Consider the following 16,084-nt stretch of genomic DNA (forward strand, 5'->3'; position numbering starts at 1 on the left):
AACTACGAAATTCTTGAGCATTAAAAAATAGCTCCAGCAGTCCGATTTTGGATTGCTGGAGCTATTTACGTTAAAAGAGTAAGGTTCCTACCTAAACCAAATATACTTTTAATTTTATTTCTGGAACGACATATCAAAAAAACGAGCGGTGCTAGTTGATTTCAGACCGTAGGAATAAAATCACTTTCAAAAATCCATACCCCTTATCCTATAACTTTAGCTATCAGTGACATTATAATATTGAAAGTTATTCACTATTAATTTAGAAACAAAGAATAAACTAGCCGGAAAGAACAAGAGATTTTGGTCGCTGTGCAGGTGGCGTTAACACTTTAGTGTTTACACCACGGGACGACTTTTGAAACTCGCGATTTGTGCGAGGTTCAAAATCGAGACAAAAGACCTCGGCTTTTGTCGGTCCCCATAGCGACCAAAATTTCTTGCTCTTGGAGGCGGAATATTTAACTAGAGAAACGCGTATCACAGAGTTTTATTATTGATATCTTTCACAACGACAACTGTCTTGCCATCTTTATAACCAGTAAAACTAATTTGATCACCACTTTGAATAAACATATTACGTGGATAATCTTTAATTGAAGCATAGAACACATTCTCATTTTCATTTAATAAGAATGCGACTTCACTATTATTTACTTTCACAACTCGTTTGACAGTCCCATTAAACCGTTGTTTCTTACCTGAATAGGAAGAACTGGCCGTTCCCAAGTCGGTATTAAATAAATTACGGTATTTCTGCAAAGTTGATTTAGCATCTGTTCCAACCGCTACAGTATCTTGGGTACCGTTACCATTTGCCAATAAATAAACGTAAGACATGAAGGCACCGTTATCATCAATCATTGAAACAACCCAAGTTGGTTTACCATCTATCCGATAAAGTAGCGGCATATTGGCTTTCCACTGTGTTTGTTTCATACGATTTTCGGCTAAGCTGTCGGCCCGATTAGGCGTCATAGCGTCGGCTTCTTCACGATAATAATAGGTCTTACCCGTTTTAGCATTTACGTACATATATCCTAAAACAGATGTCTGTTTCTTATTGTTACTTGTCATTGAAGTAAAGTAGTAAATATTATTCTTGTAGGCAATCGGTGTAAAAACATCATCATGGCCTTCTGTTCCGACCTTTTCAACCGACTTCATAACGCCGAGACGGGAACCTCCAAAACCGTGAGCATTCCACCAACCGTTACGTTCAGCCGCATAAGAATAAATTTTCTCACTCGCAATATTAGGATCAAAAGTTACGTCAATCCATTTAGGCTCAGTCCCTTGCTTATAAACTTTTACTTTACCAGAAACTGAATCTAATACCGCTACATAAATCTTGCGATAATTCTTCCGGTTCGATAAACCATACTGCTTATATAACGTCTGAACGTAGTATGGATGACCGGATTCATTAATTTCTAATTGCGGTGCACTGCCTGATACAACTAACCCCGACCAACTATTGATGCATAAATTTTTCTCGATGCATCATGACCAAAGTAAGCTGATGGCGTATAACGCATACTTTTACGCACAAATTTGGGTTTTGCATTCTTAGAAGTTGCATCAACTATAAAGTAACCTGGAACTTTCTTATAGTGGTTGTAACGGAAAAATGAACCATCAAAATCTAACGGTGCTATATAAACTAATTTACCATGATAAAACTGCACCCGAGCATGATTCAATGAGTAAACGTTGGAATCAGGTACATTGGATAATGAGTTCTGCATCTGATTACGAACCGTTTTATATGAATTAACAACTGGTACTTCCTTACTCTGCGAATTAATCACTGGCATAGGAGCATTCTTAGTTGTTGAATTCTCCGTTACATCAGTCATTCTAGCGACCGCTTTAGTTGTTGCAAAGCCAGCCGCCATAATAACTAAAATCATTGCCGCTAAAAGTAATAATGATCCGACTGTGGTGCCTAGAAACTTACCTGCTAACTTAAATCCCGGTTGGTTAACTTCACGTCGACCTTCTTCTCGATGCGGAATTATATGGTTGGAAAACGTCAGAACAATTCCATGTAACGCTGCCGCAACGGCTAACCAAAGTAAATTGAACCCTATTACCATTTTCCAAGTTTGATCAGGATTCATGAAGTAAAGAAAGAATAGCGCTACTAAAAATAAAACCACTTGCACAAAAACATGAAATTGAACTCGTAAATGTGTACTGTGATTTTTAGCCAACGCGTAACCAAATGGTACAAATGATAACACTGTAAATTCAAGTGTCAGTAATAAAAATAGTAAAAGCATGCTTCATCCCCCTTATTCTGCTTGATAGACCATCCATTGATAATTATCAGTATCTTTTAATAACATATACTACAAGCCTTCATACGGCTCTTGAGTAATTGGAATTGTTAATTCAAACCCCGCTGAAACAGCCGCATCTCTAATTTTGTGAATGTCATCGACAACTACATTGACCCACATTGATTCTGGTGTGACTGTGGGTACCTTAAAACCTACGGCCTCGTTCTTACTAAGAAAGTGAATTTTCATCCCTTCCATATCAACTAATACCGTGTCATCCTTTTCAACTGTGCTCTGAATCTCCAAAATTTTCACATCAAACACTTGGCTGAACGTTTGAGCAGCCATCAGTGCATTAGAAACAACAATATCTAGTTCAATTCCCTTTTTCACAGAGACTTCCTCCGAACATATATGTCATAATTTAAGTTTAACAGAGGGGCAATGGATAAAAGAAGAAAATTAAATAGTTTTTGAATCTTTCAACTTTTTGTTATTAAATTAATGTATGTTACAAAAATTATTTAAAATAATAATCAAACGAACAACTAGCATTATGCGTTAAATTAAAAAAATTAAATGAGGTTTTAAAATGAATCCAACGATTGAAAACATGCTCCAACACGTTTCTGTCCGAAATTTTACCGACCAACCAGTTACTACTGATCAAAAGAATGCCTTAATAGCAGCCGCTCAACACGGTTCTTCAAGTGAATTTGTACAAGCTTTTTCTATAATTGAAATAACTGACCCAACGCTTCGTAACAAATTGTCTGATATAACCATAAGTTCACCACATGTAAAAAAAGCTAACACTTTTTATATCTTCATTGCTGATTTACATCGTCAAGCTACCATTTTACGAAATAATCAGAAAAAATTAGATAGCATCAAAAATATGGAAGCCCTGCTAGTAGCCACAATCGATACAACCATCGCCGCACAAAATATGGCTACTGCGGCAGAATCAATGGGACTAGGAATTTGTTATATCGGAAGTTTGCGCAACAATATCAAGCAAGTGGCAAGCCTACTAAATTTGCCAGATTTCACCATACCACTTTTTGGAATGACCATCGGCGTACCAGCTACCAAGAACGAACTAAAACCACGACTACCTCAAACAAATCAAGTTGCCACTAACTCTTATGACAACCAAAAGTTCAACGATTTAGCAGCCTATGATAAAAAGGTAAAAGATTATTACACTAATCGAAAAACTAATCCCAGCAACACATCTTGGACCGATAAAAACCTAGCAATCTTCAAAGAAGTTCATCGTCCTGACGTAGCAGAGTTCTTGAAAGCACAAGGCTTTTCACTGAGTTAACGATAAATATTAATACATAATAAAAACTAGTAATGAAATTACCTCAATTATGAGATTTTTTTATTACTAGTTTTTTTAAATCATCGTGACAATTCAAATCCTCAATAAAACTAACCGGAAAGAGCAAGAAAAATTAGGTCGCTGTGCAGGTGGCGTTAGAGCTTTAGCTCTTACACCACGGGACGAACTTTGAAACTCGCGGTTTTTGCGAGGTTCAAAGTCGAGGCCTGAGACCTTGGCTCAGGCCGGTCCCCACAGCGACCTAATTTTTTCTTGCTCTTGGAGGCGGCATATTAAAAAAAACAACCCTTTTTCTGTAAATTTACACAACTATAACAAAAATTTACATTAATTGAACATAAAATATACACTACTTTTATATCATCTAATTATAGTAAATTAATAATTTGTTTCGCTGAAATAAAGATAGTAGGTGTAAAAAATGGATAATTTAGGTGATATTTTAAAAGAAGCGCGGCAGCAACAAAAGCTTTCTCAACTTGAGACTGCTGAAGACATTTGTTCCCAATCAACACTTTCTGAAATTGAACACAACAAATACATCCCCAATACGCAACTATTAATCAACCTTTGCGAACGTCTCTCAGTTGTTTTTGATGATTTGACATTAGCAAGCAATTTCAAGATTTGTAAGGAAAAATACTTTAACCAAAAAGTCAGTTATTTTTACAAGCACCATGAATTCGACGAATTACGCATATTCTTAAATCGACCAACCGTTTTAGAAACAGTCCAAACTAGCAAGCAAACTCAAGCATATTACTTTTATTTAGCCGTTTGTTCCCTCAAACTCGATCATAAATTCGATAATGCTAAAGAACTTCTCAAATTATCATTAGCCAGTGCCGGTCATAGTCGTAAACAGACTACCCTGACTCGCTTGGGTAATATTGCTTTAGGTTACGTCTACGCTAGACAAGGTTTAAAAACATCAGCCTTACGTCAAATTGAGCTTTCCTTGAAGAATTTTCCTAAAAACACATATGAAGAAAATCTTAATTTGATTTTTTACATGGCAGCTCTTTCTTATTTTCAACTTTCACAGTTTGATAACGCTATTGAAGCTATCGAACAAGGTATTCATTATATTACTGAAAATGAATCACATTTCATGCTAATCAACAGCCTTTATTTGATGGCTAATATTGCTAAAATTGTTAAACAAAAAAATGCTCAATTGGCAATTAAAAATTATGATCTTTTCAATATCTTCATTCACGAAAGAGCTTATGAACAAGTTAACTAATAACCCGTCAAATCACAATCGAAAGCGTTTTTACATTTATAAAAAATGTTATAATTTTCACTAAAGGAAGGTTATAACTTATGGCAGATATCGAACAACTTTTAGAACAATTACAAGCAATCGCTCAAACCGGCAAACATTACAGCAAAGATGTTTTTGACCGTGAACGCTACGATCAACTCGAAGAGGTAGCTAAAAAATTGACTGCACAATTAGTAAGTAATGCTTCTCCAAAGAAACTAGATATTTATTTTGACCAAGATACTGGCTACGTAACTCCGAAAGTCGATATTCGTGCCGCCATCTTTAAGGATGATAAGATTTTACTCGTTCGTGAAAAAAGTAGTGGTCAATGGTCAATTCCCGGCGGTTGGGGTGACATTGGTTATTCAGCAGCTGATATTGCCGTTAAAGAAACCTTTGAAGAAGCCGGAATCAAAGTTAAGCCCTTAAAAATGATTTCAATTAAAGATATGCAAAAAAATCACTATCCCAAAAAGAATCTAAATTATGTTTATAAACTTTTCTTTGAATGTGAGCCAGAAGAAAATGGTATTCATAGTGGCGTCGAAACATCCGATGTTAAATACTTTACTCCAGATGAAGCTTTAAATTTGGACTTATCATTAGCACGAAATATGCCCGATGATTTCAAACGAGCTTTTGAATGTCACCATTCAATTAATTGGCAGACTTATTTTGATTAGAAACTATATCTACAAACGAGACATCTTTTTTAAAAGATGTCTTTTTGCTCTAGTATTAGTGATAATAAAAATTTGTGCATCATCCTTTTTATATTTTTCAATTAACCTAAGTATTTTGTCATCATCATAGACAAAAATCGTTCTCAAAAAATCAAGATAGTCGGAGTCTAAATGTTCACTAAACTGTTCTGGCATCTCGGCTCTACTACTTTTATCAATTCTCCACAATAGAGAACGTTTTAAAACTCTAAATAATGACTTTATTCTACTTACTTTGAGCCAAATAATAATATCGGCTTGAGGTATTCTTAAATTCATCGTTCTAGCATAATTACCGTCAATAATCCAGTTCACTTGATTCATGAATAGTGTCTGCTGGCGGTCAAACCAAATCTTAGCATTATCAGAATAGTCGGTCGTATGCCACAAACTATCAAGGTGCATTAATGGATAGCCAGTAATTCTTGCAATTTTTTTCGATAAAGTCGACTTACCTGTCCCAGAATTTCCAACAATTATAATATGCATCGTTATTACTACCCCCAAACGCTTTTATCATTACAATAGCATACTCAAATATAGTAAAAGTACAATTCTACGTTTGGTCTAACAAAATATTCAAAATTCACAAAAAAACACGAAATCTGTAAAAGGATTTCGTGTTTTTCTATTTTCTATAGCAAATGTGCATCTTTCAATAATTCTTCAATATATGTGCCATGGACTTTCTCCATAACCTTCTTTTCAATCATTCTTTCCTTAAATGGCAACTTGATATCTTCAATCTTTTGCTTACCATCCAAGTAGTAAATTGCTCTCAACAATGTCCGTACATCAAAGGCTGAGCCAAATACTTCGGGAACCGCACGATCAACATTTAGCAAAGTATAGACAGCTTCCATAGCTGTTCTGACTGAGTATTCGGTTGTAAAGACGGTGTCACGTTCTGTTTCAGCAAAGTTACCGATAAAGGCCAAGTTCTTTGAACCTTCTGGAACTACTAATGGACGATCGCCCACTTTTCTTGGCATAAAGTATGAAGTGATGTAAGGCATGTGTGCTGGAATTGTGCTGGCATGATTTTCAGCAATATCCTTGATTTTGTCTGTAGGAACACCAATATGGTATAGCCACTCTTCACAAAGTTCATCACCGGTGCACTCAGTAATCTTCTTATTGACGAAGTTACCTGGTTTATCTGAGAATAGTCCATAAACCCAAACGACTAACTCATTATCCTTTTGTCTCTTGAAGTGTTTTTGACGACTAATTGAGTAACCGTACAACCAGTTAGAATCCTTAATACTTACAGGACCACTTGTGACAATTGAACCACTGTGTGGATCCTTTTGACTGATTTTTTCAATATATGGTGTTACTTCATCGTCTGTCAAAGTAATTGTTCCTGAAATTGTCCAGTTAGCTTCAGGAATATTCTTGCAGAAGACGTCTGGATTACCAAAGGCTTTATCTTGTTTAGCCAAGTTTTCCCAAAGTGACCAACTGCTACCTAATTCATGCTCAGTTGGTGCTGGGTGAGTCTTGTCACCATAAGTTGTACTTTCAGTAATTGAACCATTTGTAACAAAGACAAGATCATTTTCGGTCAAAGCAATGGTGCTGTCCTTGCCATCAGTTGTCATGTCAATTTCTGTGGCAACTTTTGAACCATTTGAAGTATCAACTTTTATATTGTTGACGTGTGTATTATATGTAAATTGAACGCCCTTATCTTCCAAGAACTTGATCATTGGTTGAATCAATGATTCGTATTGATTGTATTTTGTAAATCTCAACGATGATAGATTTGAAAGTGAGTCGATATGATGACAGAAACGCATCAAGTAACGTCTCATCTCCATAGCACTGGCCCATGGTTCAAAGGCAAACATTGTTGACCAATAGAGCCAGAAGTTAGAATTCAAGAAGTCTTCTGAGAATACTTCATTGATCTTCTTGTCACCCAAATCTTTTTCAGGTGTCATAACCAAATCAATCAATTCTTTAACAGCTTTAGGTGTCAAAGTTAATTGACCTTCAGTTGGCAATTCCTTACCTTGATCTTGGATAACTCTACCATGTGAGAAACTTGGATCTTTCTTGTTTAACCAATAAAATTCATCCAAAACTGATGCATCTGGATCTTCCAATGAAGGAATTGATCTGAACAAATCCCAAAGCGTTTCGAAATGAGGTTCCATCTCTCTACCACCACGGATAATATAGCCCTTTTGCTCGTTCCAAATACCGTCCATACTACCACCGGGTAGAGCGAGTTCTTCGAGAACATGAATCTTGTCGCCTTTCATTTGACCATCACGTACAAGAAATGAAGCTGCAGCCAATCCAGCTAAACCAGATCCAACAATGTAGGCCGACTTATCGTCAACACCTTCTGGCTTCAAAGGTCTTGCAAATGCTTCATAATTACCATTACTTCTATACATAAGAACCACCTCTTGATTAAATTAGCTTTCGTTTTGTAACTGCTTACACGTAAAATATAGTTCTATTGTTTAGGATATGCAATAGTAAAAGTGTGATTTCTTTGTGAATTTTAGATTTGTTTTTAACTACATTTTGAGACAAAATATAAAAAGAGTGGTATTTGAGACAATCTCAAATATCACTCTCATTTTTTAAAACTCTTCATAAACCGCTGGATCTTGGTTTTTGGTGCGACCATCTGGCTTAGTCAATGCGTTAATTCTTTCCATATCAGAATTTGAAATTTCAAAATCAAATATGTTCATATTTTCGCGTTGTCTCATTGGAGAACTTGATTTTGGAATGGGAATCGTATCTAATTGATGTTCCCATCTTAAAATAATCTGACCAACTGATTTATGGTACTTGTTTGCAAGTTCAACTAACAACTTATCTTCTAGAACAGAACTTGCTCTTCCCAATGGACTCCAATCCATCGTTACAATACCGTTATCCTTGTCAAATTTACGCATCTCTTCTTGGTTAAAGTATGGATGCAACTCAATTTGATTAACAGCTGGTAAAATACCAGTTTCTTTTTTCAACTTTTCTAAGTGTTCTGGTAAAAAGTTGCAGACACCAATCGATTTTACTAAACCAAATTTTTGTGCATCGATCAAAGCTTGCCAAGCTTCAACATACATGCCGCGTTTAGGATTAGGCCAATGCAAAAGGTACAAATCAAAATAATCTAGATTTGTCCGGTAAAGTGATTCTTGCAAGGCGGCAATAGCATCATCATATGCGTAATAACGTCCTGGTAGTTTGGAAGTAACCGTAAGTTTATCACGATCAATGCCACTTTCAGCAATGGCTCGACCAACTGCTCCTTCATTTTCATAATTATAGGCTGTATCAATCATTTTGTAGCCATTATTTATTGCTGAAACAATACTCTGAATACCCTTACGACCATTCAATTTATATGTTCCAAACCCAAAGTTGGGAATTTGTTGACCGTCATTTAATTTATACATAAATATATCCCTCCTCAATAAACATTATTACCATACAACAGTTTGTACGAGCAAACAATTATCTAATTTAGGGCAAAGAAAAAGTCCTACATCAATCCGTGATGTAGGACTTTAGGCCACTTTACAGTAAATCTTTGGAATGTGCAAAGCGGTCATTTTTAAATCACAGGTAGGCTACCTGCACAACTAATCATACAGTTTTTTAAACCAAATAGCTAGCTTTTCTTTTTTGACCCTTGTCTATTCATCCTCTATCATCCCGTATATTTGTTTGACAACCGGCTTAGCGTCAGCAGCAATCCGTGAATAATTCTCCAACAAGATAACTGCATCTTTACCATTATTCGAAATATGTACGACACCTTGGAAGCCATATCCCCAACCATTAGCAAAATTATCATTCTTTCCGTGATACATACCGCCGCCATAAGTGCTGATGCTGCCGCGTTTAAATAAGATTTTGCGTGATTTCTTACTCAACATCTTTCCACGCATAATATATTTTTCAACTTTGTATAAATCCCTAGCACTCATATAAACTTGTCCAGTTCCTAATTCATCGAATTCAAAGAACTTCCTCGTATAAAAGGCATTTTTATAATCCAAGCGTGCTGACAACGGATCAATGTTATTATATCCAGCCGCTTTATCAATTTTAGGATTTTCATCATAGGCAAAAATCGTATGTTTCAAATGCAATTTCTTAATATAAGCTTTCGTAAACAGTTCTTGGTAAGACTTACCAGTTACTTGCTCCAAAATACCACACAATAAATTGAAGTTAACTGGTTGATAATTCCACTTTTTATATGATAATTCCGAAAAATGCACATTATGGATATCAGCATCAATAATTCCTGAATCTGGCAAAATTTCACTGGGACCAACTTCACTCAAGACTAATCCCGACGTCATATCAAGCATCTGCCTGATTGTGATTTTTTGACTGCCAGGAATAGCTGGATAAAATTTACTCAGCTTATCTGATAATTTCAAATGTTTCTTTTGGACTTGTTTCATCACCAAAGCCGCTGTCAAATTCTTTTGCACTGAATCAATTTCATAAGCAGTATTTTTGTCATTGCTAAGACCGTTAGCATAGTTTGAATAGCCACGACTAGTCTCATAAACCGTTTTGCCATTCTTGATAACGAGCAATGTCCCCGAAATACCCTTTTGGTTAAGTACACTGTCAATGTTTTGATCCAATTGACTACCTACAGTTGGGTCTACGGTATCGTCTGCTGAAGCTGTAACGGGCATTGTTCCCAAAATTGCAGCCAAGAGCATTAAAATTAGTAGAAAGATTTTCTTCATAATATATTCACCTATGAAACCTACAAATAAGTGACCTTCCTCATTTATTAATTATAAATTAATTTCCAAAAAAATTATAATAATACGCATAGTGACAGTCGCTTTTTAACTATGATTTTGCATCATCCTATTTTTAGCTCCCTTTCAAACGATATGGTAAAATATAGCCATCAAGAGAAGAGGAGATTTTAATGAATACAATAATTATAATTGTTGTCATCGTAGTGCTAATCGGTGCATATGCTGGCATGTACAACAGTCTTGTAAAATACCGCAACCGCGCCCGTGAATTTAGTTCACAAATCGATGTTCAATTAAAACGTCGGACTGATTTAATTCCTAATTTGGTTGAAACCGTTAAGGGTTATGCTACCCACGAAAAGGAAACCTTAGCCCACGTTGTGGAATTGAGAAACAGCGTTACTAGTGCTAATTCTCTCCAAGATAAAGTTGATGCTGATAATGAATTGACTGGTGCTTTACGTCAAATTTTTGCATTAGCTGAAAACTATCCTGACCTTAAAGCTAACCAAGAATTCTCTCAATTAATGGAAGAACTTTCAAACACTGAAAATAAAGTTTCATACGCACGACAAGCTTACAACAGTCAAGTACAGGCTTACGATACCGCTATCCAAACGTTCCCTCGTAACATCATTGCTGGAATTCATGGCTTCAAGGAAATGAATTTCTTGCAAATCCCTGATGTTGACAAAGAAGCACCTAAGGTTAAGTTTTAATCGAGGTAACTTATGATTTACGAGCAAATTGATCGTAATAAACGTAAAACCTACTTGATATTTTTCATTTTCTTTTTGATACTAGCAGCTATCGGTAGTTTCCTAGGACTTTATTTTTTTGACAATCTCTATACAGGAATCGTAATTGCCTTGATTATTGCGATTGTTTACACACTAATTACTTATTTTCAGTCTACTAGTATCGTAATGCAAATGAACGGTGCAAGAAAGCTAAATTCAGCGAAAGATGCACCAGATCTTTGGCATATTATTGAAGACCTTTCCATGGTTGCCGATATCCCTTTACCAGATATCTATATTATTGACGATCCTAGTCCCAATGCCTTTGCAACCGGACGAGATCCTCAACATTCAGCTGTGGCTGTAACAAGTGGCTTATATAAAATGATGGACCGTGAAGAGCTTGAAGGCGTATTAGCCCACGAAATCTCTCACGTAAGAAATTACGACATTCGAGTCTCAACAATTTCAGTTGCTTTATCATCAGCCATTATTTTAATCTGTTCAATTATCGGTAACGCCTATCGTTGGTGGATTCCGATGCGTGATGATGACCGTAATAATAATAATTCTGGCGTCATTAGATTAGTCCTGTGGGTCGTTGGTTTAATTTTCGCAATTATTGGACCATTGATCGCCAGCTTAGTTCAAATGGCAATTTCTAGAAATCGTGAATACTTGGCAGATGTTTCTGGAGCAGAATTAACCAGAAATCCGCAAGGATTAATTAATGCCTTAGAAAAACTCGAACAAAGCACCAAACCAATGAAACGAGTCGACGATGCCAGTGCTGCCTTGTATATTGATGATCCAACTAAGAAAAAACATTTTTCTGGGTTATTCGACACTCACCCACCACTGGATAAAAGAATTGAAGCATTGAAAAAGACATTTGAATAAAAAAGAAGCTGAAAAAGTCAGCTTCTTTTTTTCAGCCCATTTTTTAAAATAGGCAGTTTTTAACTGTTTACAATTTGTCTATTAATACCAATCCACTGCAGCAGACAAATAACTTAGCTTCTGGGTGTGCGTGCTAGAGTCCGCAGTGGCAGTGGTGTTAGGACGGTGGTTTTCCGTTCTTACAGCACAGGGCGTATTTTGAAATTCGCGTTCTTTGCGAAGTTCAAAATCGAGGGACGAGACCTTGGCTCGGCCCGGTCCTCACAGCAGACTCTAGCACGCACACCCAGAAGCGGCCCCCCAATATACGAATAAAATTTAGACACTTCGCAAATATTGTTCAAGATTTCTGAAAAATTATGATAGAATCAAACTTGAAGATATTTAATCTTCGTAGTGAGGGGATATTTATATGTATATGTTGTTACTAGTAGTTTTGGGGGCGATTTTCCTATTTACCACTTTTATGGTCAAACCCAAACGTCGGATTCATCGACGCTTAGTTTCCCTAGGACTTCTGCTAGTTGTCGTTGGCGGTTCAGGTATTTACGAATCGTATCAGAACAATGGTCAAGTAACTGGTGATAATCCGCGACAGTCGGAAAAGACCACGACCTCTGCCAGTTCTGATTTAGCCAATCTAAATTATCAGAATAATCAGGAAATTGAGGTTAACAACAATACGCCTACTTTCACAAAAGCCGAACTAAATGTCTCGGATGGTCCTTGGCAACGTTTCGCTGACTTGGACAATCTCAACCGAGCCATTCAGGCCGATGCATTATTGAGTAAAAGCTTGATGCCTACCGCAAAGCGCGAACCACTTTATGTCAATCCAACTGGCTGGCATAATAAGAGAATCAAAGGTGGCTGGCTATATAATCGCTCACATCTAATTGGTTATCAGTTGACCGGACAAAATAACAATCCGAAAAATTTGATGACTGGGACTCGCTCACTGAACTCACCAGAAATGCTAAAGCACGAAAACGATATTGCTTATTATCTCAAGCAAAATCCTAATAATTATATTAGGTACCGGGTTAAACCGATATATCGTGGTAATGAATTAGTCGCTCGAGGAGTTCAAATGATGGCTGAATCGTTGACAAATAACGGTCAGCCGGATAATGGAGTTTCTTTTAACGTTTACATTTTCAACGTTGAAAAAGGTGTGAAGATTAATTATAGTGATGGTACCAGTTTAGTTAATAATAATTATTGAGGAGATGGTCGTAGTGCAATACAGTACAGGTGATAAGGAAATTTTCGATCTAATTAATAAGGAAGAGAATCGTCAAAATAGAAATATTGAGTTGATTGCTTCTGAAAATATCGTTTCTGACAATGTTAGAAAAGCTCAAGGTTCAGTTTTAACTAATAAATACGCTGAAGGATATCCTGGGCACCGTTACTATGGTGGCTGTGAATACATCGATCAAATTGAACAAATTGCAATTGATCGTGCCAAGAAGCTTTTCAACGCTGAATATGTTAATGTGCAACCACATTCAGGTTCACAAGCTAATGCTGCCGCTTACCAAGCTGTTTTAAAACCTGGTGACTCAGTTTTAGGTATGGATTTAAATGCTGGTGGTCACTTAACACACGGTTCTAGAGTTAATTTCTCTGGTAAGATGTACAACTTCCATTCATATGGCGTTAATGCTGAAGGATTGATTGACTACGATAATGTTCAAAAGATTGCTGAAGAAGTTCAACCAAAACTAATCGTTGCTGGTGCTTCTGCTTATAGCCGAATCATTGATTTCAAGAAATTCCGTGAAATTGCTGATTCAGTTGGTGCTTACTTGATGGTCGATATGGCTCACATTGCTGGACTCGTTGCCGTTGGTTTACACCCTACTCCAGTTGGCGTTGCCGATATTGTTACTACAACTACTCATAAAACTCTTCGAGGCCCTCGTGGTGGTATGATTTTAGCTAAAGAAGAATTAGGTAAGAAACTTAATTCAGCTGTCTTCCCTGGTACTCAAGGTGGTCCATTGGAACACGTGATTGCTGGTAAAGCTGTTGCCTTTGGTGAAGATCTTCAACCCGAGTTCAAAACTTATATGGAACAAGTCGTTAAGAATGCTGCTGCAATGGCTAAAGTTATCAACGACGCTGACAACTTGTCAGTTTTAACAGGTGGTACTGATAATCACTTGCTAAACGTTGTTCTAACTGAATGTGACTTGAATGGTATGGAAGTCCAAAACTTACTTGATACAATTCATATCACAACTAACAAAGAAGCCATTCCAAACGACCCATTGCCTCCTAAATTTACATCTGGCCTTCGTCTAGGTTCTCCTGCTATTACATCAAGAGGATTTGACGAAGAAGACTGTGAAGAAGTAGCCCGTATTATTGTTGATGCAATCAAGTATCACGATGATCCAGAAAAACTTCAAGAATTGGATGCACGTACAAAAGCTTTGACTGACAAACATCCAGTTGAATTTAATTAATAGAATGTATAAAAAAAGTCGATTTCTCGTTGAGAAATCGACTTTTTTCGTTATTCTGGAACAGCATCTTTTGAAATAAAGTTTGTGTTAGGATTTGAACCAGTGTAATTAAAAATGCTATTGAATCCATCTAGGTCTTCTGGCCATTCAGCACTCATAGCGGTTGCGTTATCTGACATACCTAATGAGACTGGATTGCCTGTATAAATCAAAGCAGCTCGATGACCGAAATGTCCTATTTGACCATTTGAGGCAGAAACATTATTACTATCATCATACCAACCCTTCAAAAGTTCAAATGCAACATCCCTATCAGACATCATATCTTCTTGTTGGCCCCACTTTAAAATATAATCATAACCAAAATTATAAAGATTTTCCTCTGTATCTCTTGGTCTAGTTGAGTGGTTCATTGTTCTTCCTACTTGTTGATAGGCACGATGATTAGCATACTCAAACATTTCAGGTGTTGTCGTAGTCATTGGGGTGCCATTAGCAGCATGTAACGCATTAAGATATTTAATAAAATATTGATTAATGCGTTGAATACTAGGCGTGTAATTTAGAGAAGGATTTGTATTATCATACAATCTTTTAGAATCATTAGCCTTTAAATATTCCTTAGTGGCTACCTGATAATAGGTTTCATTGTTGTGAGTAAAAATTCTTCCAACTAACCAATTACTGTTTGGTCCTAAAGCACGGTCAGTAATCAGCTTTCCATCTTCACGATAAAGCCGAGCAATATTATTATCAACGCTAGCAACTTTAGCTGCATCAGCATCCTTCTGAGAAAGTATCATTGCACCAGTTGCAGAAGCTAGCAATGCCATCCCTATAATTAAACTTTTTACGGTTTTCATTAATTTAAATCCCCTAGAATTATATTTTGTGTAATTCAGTTGCTTTTAAAAATAAAATTCAGTAAACAATGATTTTATTTTTAAACACTGCCACCACCATGGAAATATATATCTTTAACCCATTCATTTGTTGCGACACGGTAATATTGGGCACCATCATATGTTTTTATTTTATCGGAGTACCAATCAGTATTATTTCCTAAAGCTCTATCAGATAAATTGTAAATTTCTCCTGTTGTTGTGGAAAAAGCTACTAAAGGACAAAATTTTCCATTATCGTTCCAAACAGTAATATTTTCTTTATTTTCCTTAACCGTAGCTGTTTGAGGAGCTAACTTAGGATCACTCGGAGTATAAGTTGGAACTTGTAATAATCTATATCCTGTAGCAGTTCTTAAAAATGTAATGGTACTTGGAGTTGCAACATGTTTGTCAACTAATGGTGCATCCTCTGTTTCAGTTTCACCAACTTTTGATATCCAAATAGGTTCTGTCCAGACATGTTGATACTTTCCGTCTACGTTTACATACATCCCAATATTAGAAGGACCATTTTTATCCGGATCAAAGTTATAATCAAGAGACTCAGCGTTAACTGTCTGTACTTCCGCTAAAACAGGACTTAGAGCTCCTAACAAACCTAAAGACATCATGAAAATAGTCAAGTTTCTTTTTAAAATTAAATTAGTATACTTCATAGTTCATTCTCCCTTAAA

Annotated in this window: 16 protein-coding genes; 7 read left to right on the forward strand and 9 right to left on the reverse strand. The window is 36.4% G+C overall.

All coding sequences use genetic code 11. From position 1 onward, the window contains the following. Positions 1 to 480 precede the first annotated feature (480 nt). The 3 genes from D1B17_RS07995 to D1B17_RS08005 form a co-directional block, all read right to left on the reverse strand. Entirely contained in the window at positions 481 to 1,167 is a 687-nt protein-coding gene (locus D1B17_RS07995) for a hypothetical protein (protein WP_120142192.1), read from the reverse strand. Positions 1,168 to 1,460: 293 nt separating this feature from the next. Continuing rightward, positions 1,461 to 2,285, reverse strand: a complete 825-nt coding sequence (locus D1B17_RS08000) for a hypothetical protein (protein WP_120142191.1) — start codon at positions 2,283 to 2,285, stop codon at positions 1,461 to 1,463. 69 nt (positions 2,286 to 2,354) lie between these two features. After that, on the reverse strand, positions 2,355 to 2,678 hold the full coding sequence (locus D1B17_RS08005; RefSeq protein WP_120142190.1) for a VOC family protein: 324 nt from the start codon (positions 2,676 to 2,678) through the stop codon (positions 2,355 to 2,357). Between the two features lie 199 nt (positions 2,679 to 2,877). Here D1B17_RS08005 and nfsA point away from each other — a divergent pair, with 199 nt between their 5' ends. From nfsA to D1B17_RS08020, 3 genes are all read left to right on the forward strand, one after another. Continuing rightward, positions 2,878 to 3,615 carry an oxygen-insensitive NADPH nitroreductase gene (nfsA, locus tag D1B17_RS08010; RefSeq protein WP_120142189.1) on the forward strand — a complete coding sequence of 246 codons (738 nt, stop codon included), beginning with the start codon at positions 2,878 to 2,880 and terminating at the stop codon, positions 3,613 to 3,615. A gap of 442 nt (positions 3,616 to 4,057) precedes the next feature. Continuing rightward, positions 4,058 to 4,882, forward strand: a complete 825-nt coding sequence (locus tag D1B17_RS08015; RefSeq protein ID WP_120142188.1) for a helix-turn-helix domain-containing protein — start codon at positions 4,058 to 4,060, stop codon at positions 4,880 to 4,882. Positions 4,883 to 4,962: 80 nt separating this feature from the next. Next, entirely contained in the window at positions 4,963 to 5,589 is a 627-nt protein-coding gene (locus tag D1B17_RS08020; RefSeq protein ID WP_120142187.1) for an NUDIX hydrolase N-terminal domain-containing protein, read from the forward strand. A 9-nt stretch (positions 5,590 to 5,598) separates the two neighbouring features. Here D1B17_RS08020 and D1B17_RS08025 read toward each other — a convergent pair whose 3' ends face one another. From D1B17_RS08025 to D1B17_RS08040, 4 genes are all read right to left on the reverse strand, one after another. Further along, positions 5,599 to 6,117 carry a P-loop NTPase family protein gene (locus D1B17_RS08025; protein WP_120142186.1) on the reverse strand — a complete coding sequence of 173 codons (519 nt, stop codon included), beginning with the start codon at positions 6,115 to 6,117 and terminating at the stop codon, positions 5,599 to 5,601. A 146-nt stretch (positions 6,118 to 6,263) separates the two neighbouring features. After that, complete coding sequence (locus tag D1B17_RS08030) at positions 6,264 to 8,036, reverse strand: oleate hydratase (RefSeq protein ID WP_120142185.1); 1,773 nt, start codon at positions 8,034 to 8,036, stop codon at positions 6,264 to 6,266. Positions 8,037 to 8,228: 192 nt separating this feature from the next. Further along, the gene (locus tag D1B17_RS08035; protein ID WP_120142184.1) at positions 8,229 to 9,053 is read right to left on the reverse strand and encodes an aldo/keto reductase; all 825 of its coding nucleotides are present in this window, start codon (positions 9,051 to 9,053) and stop codon (positions 8,229 to 8,231) included. A gap of 240 nt (positions 9,054 to 9,293) precedes the next feature. Next, positions 9,294 to 10,370: a serine hydrolase domain-containing protein gene (locus tag D1B17_RS08040; RefSeq protein ID WP_120142183.1), complete on the reverse strand. Its 1,077-nt coding sequence runs from the start codon at positions 10,368 to 10,370 to the stop codon at positions 9,294 to 9,296. A gap of 191 nt (positions 10,371 to 10,561) precedes the next feature. On the opposite strand from D1B17_RS08040, the gene D1B17_RS08045 reads away from it, so the two are divergent. The 4 genes from D1B17_RS08045 (at position 10,562) to glyA (ending at position 14,505) form a co-directional block, all read left to right on the forward strand. Beyond that, a complete protein-coding gene (locus tag D1B17_RS08045; protein ID WP_120142182.1) occupies positions 10,562 to 11,110 on the forward strand; it encodes a LemA family protein in 549 nt (182 codons plus the stop codon). A gap of 12 nt (positions 11,111 to 11,122) precedes the next feature. Next, positions 11,123 to 12,031, forward strand: coding sequence for a zinc metalloprotease HtpX (gene htpX / locus D1B17_RS08050; RefSeq protein WP_120142181.1), 909 nt, complete (start codon positions 11,123 to 11,125; stop codon positions 12,029 to 12,031). A gap of 412 nt (positions 12,032 to 12,443) precedes the next feature. After that, positions 12,444 to 13,256 (forward strand): DNA/RNA non-specific endonuclease, encoded by an 813-nt coding sequence (locus D1B17_RS08055; protein ID WP_120142180.1) that lies wholly within the window; start codon positions 12,444 to 12,446, stop codon positions 13,254 to 13,256. Between the two features lie 4 nt (positions 13,257 to 13,260). After that, the gene (gene glyA / locus D1B17_RS08060) at positions 13,261 to 14,505 is read left to right on the forward strand and encodes a serine hydroxymethyltransferase (RefSeq protein WP_120142179.1); all 1,245 of its coding nucleotides are present in this window, start codon (positions 13,261 to 13,263) and stop codon (positions 14,503 to 14,505) included. A gap of 50 nt (positions 14,506 to 14,555) precedes the next feature. Here the strand turns inward: glyA and D1B17_RS08065 are convergent, their stop codons facing one another. After that, positions 14,556 to 15,368 carry a hypothetical protein gene (locus D1B17_RS08065; RefSeq protein ID WP_120142178.1) on the reverse strand — a complete coding sequence of 271 codons (813 nt, stop codon included), beginning with the start codon at positions 15,366 to 15,368 and terminating at the stop codon, positions 14,556 to 14,558. Positions 15,369 to 15,448: 80 nt separating this feature from the next. Further along, on the reverse strand, positions 15,449 to 16,066 hold the full coding sequence (locus D1B17_RS08070; RefSeq protein ID WP_120142177.1) for a hypothetical protein: 618 nt from the start codon (positions 16,064 to 16,066) through the stop codon (positions 15,449 to 15,451). Between the last annotated feature and the right edge of the window lie 18 nt (positions 16,067 to 16,084).

The organism is Companilactobacillus zhachilii (genome assembly GCF_003606365.2).
GTDB lineage: Bacteria > Bacillota > Bacilli > Lactobacillales > Lactobacillaceae > Companilactobacillus > Companilactobacillus zhachilii.

Excerpts from the sequence above, each read along its gene's own strand:
- D1B17_RS08000 (WP_120142191.1), bottom strand. The coding sequence starts at position 2,285 with ATGCTTTTACTATTTTTATTACTGACACTTGAATTTACAGTGTTATCA.
- D1B17_RS07995 (WP_120142192.1), bottom strand. The coding sequence starts at position 1,167 with ATGAAGTCGGTTGAAAAGGTCGGAACAGAAGGCCATGATGATGTTTTT.
- D1B17_RS08020 (WP_120142187.1), top strand. The coding sequence starts at position 4,963 with ATGGCAGATATCGAACAACTTTTAGAACAATTACAAGCAATCGCTCAA.
- D1B17_RS08065 (WP_120142178.1), bottom strand. The coding sequence starts at position 15,368 with ATGAAAACCGTAAAAAGTTTAATTATAGGGATGGCATTGCTAGCTTCT.
- D1B17_RS08045 (WP_120142182.1), top strand. The coding sequence starts at position 10,562 with ATGAATACAATAATTATAATTGTTGTCATCGTAGTGCTAATCGGTGCA.
- D1B17_RS08055 (WP_120142180.1), top strand. The coding sequence starts at position 12,444 with ATGTATATGTTGTTACTAGTAGTTTTGGGGGCGATTTTCCTATTTACC.
- D1B17_RS08025 (WP_120142186.1), bottom strand. The coding sequence starts at position 6,117 with ATGCATATTATAATTGTTGGAAATTCTGGGACAGGTAAGTCGACTTTA.
- nfsA (WP_120142189.1), top strand. The coding sequence starts at position 2,878 with ATGAATCCAACGATTGAAAACATGCTCCAACACGTTTCTGTCCGAAAT.
- D1B17_RS08015 (WP_120142188.1), top strand. The coding sequence starts at position 4,058 with ATGGATAATTTAGGTGATATTTTAAAAGAAGCGCGGCAGCAACAAAAG.
- D1B17_RS08030 (WP_120142185.1), bottom strand. The coding sequence starts at position 8,036 with ATGTATAGAAGTAATGGTAATTATGAAGCATTTGCAAGACCTTTGAAG.
- D1B17_RS08070 (WP_120142177.1), bottom strand. The coding sequence starts at position 16,066 with ATGAAGTATACTAATTTAATTTTAAAAAGAAACTTGACTATTTTCATG.
- htpX (WP_120142181.1), top strand. The coding sequence starts at position 11,123 with ATGATTTACGAGCAAATTGATCGTAATAAACGTAAAACCTACTTGATA.
- D1B17_RS08040 (WP_120142183.1), bottom strand. The coding sequence starts at position 10,370 with ATGAAGAAAATCTTTCTACTAATTTTAATGCTCTTGGCTGCAATTTTG.
- D1B17_RS08035 (WP_120142184.1), bottom strand. The coding sequence starts at position 9,053 with ATGTATAAATTAAATGACGGTCAACAAATTCCCAACTTTGGGTTTGGA.
- glyA (WP_120142179.1), top strand. The coding sequence starts at position 13,261 with ATGGTCGTAGTGCAATACAGTACAGGTGATAAGGAAATTTTCGATCTA.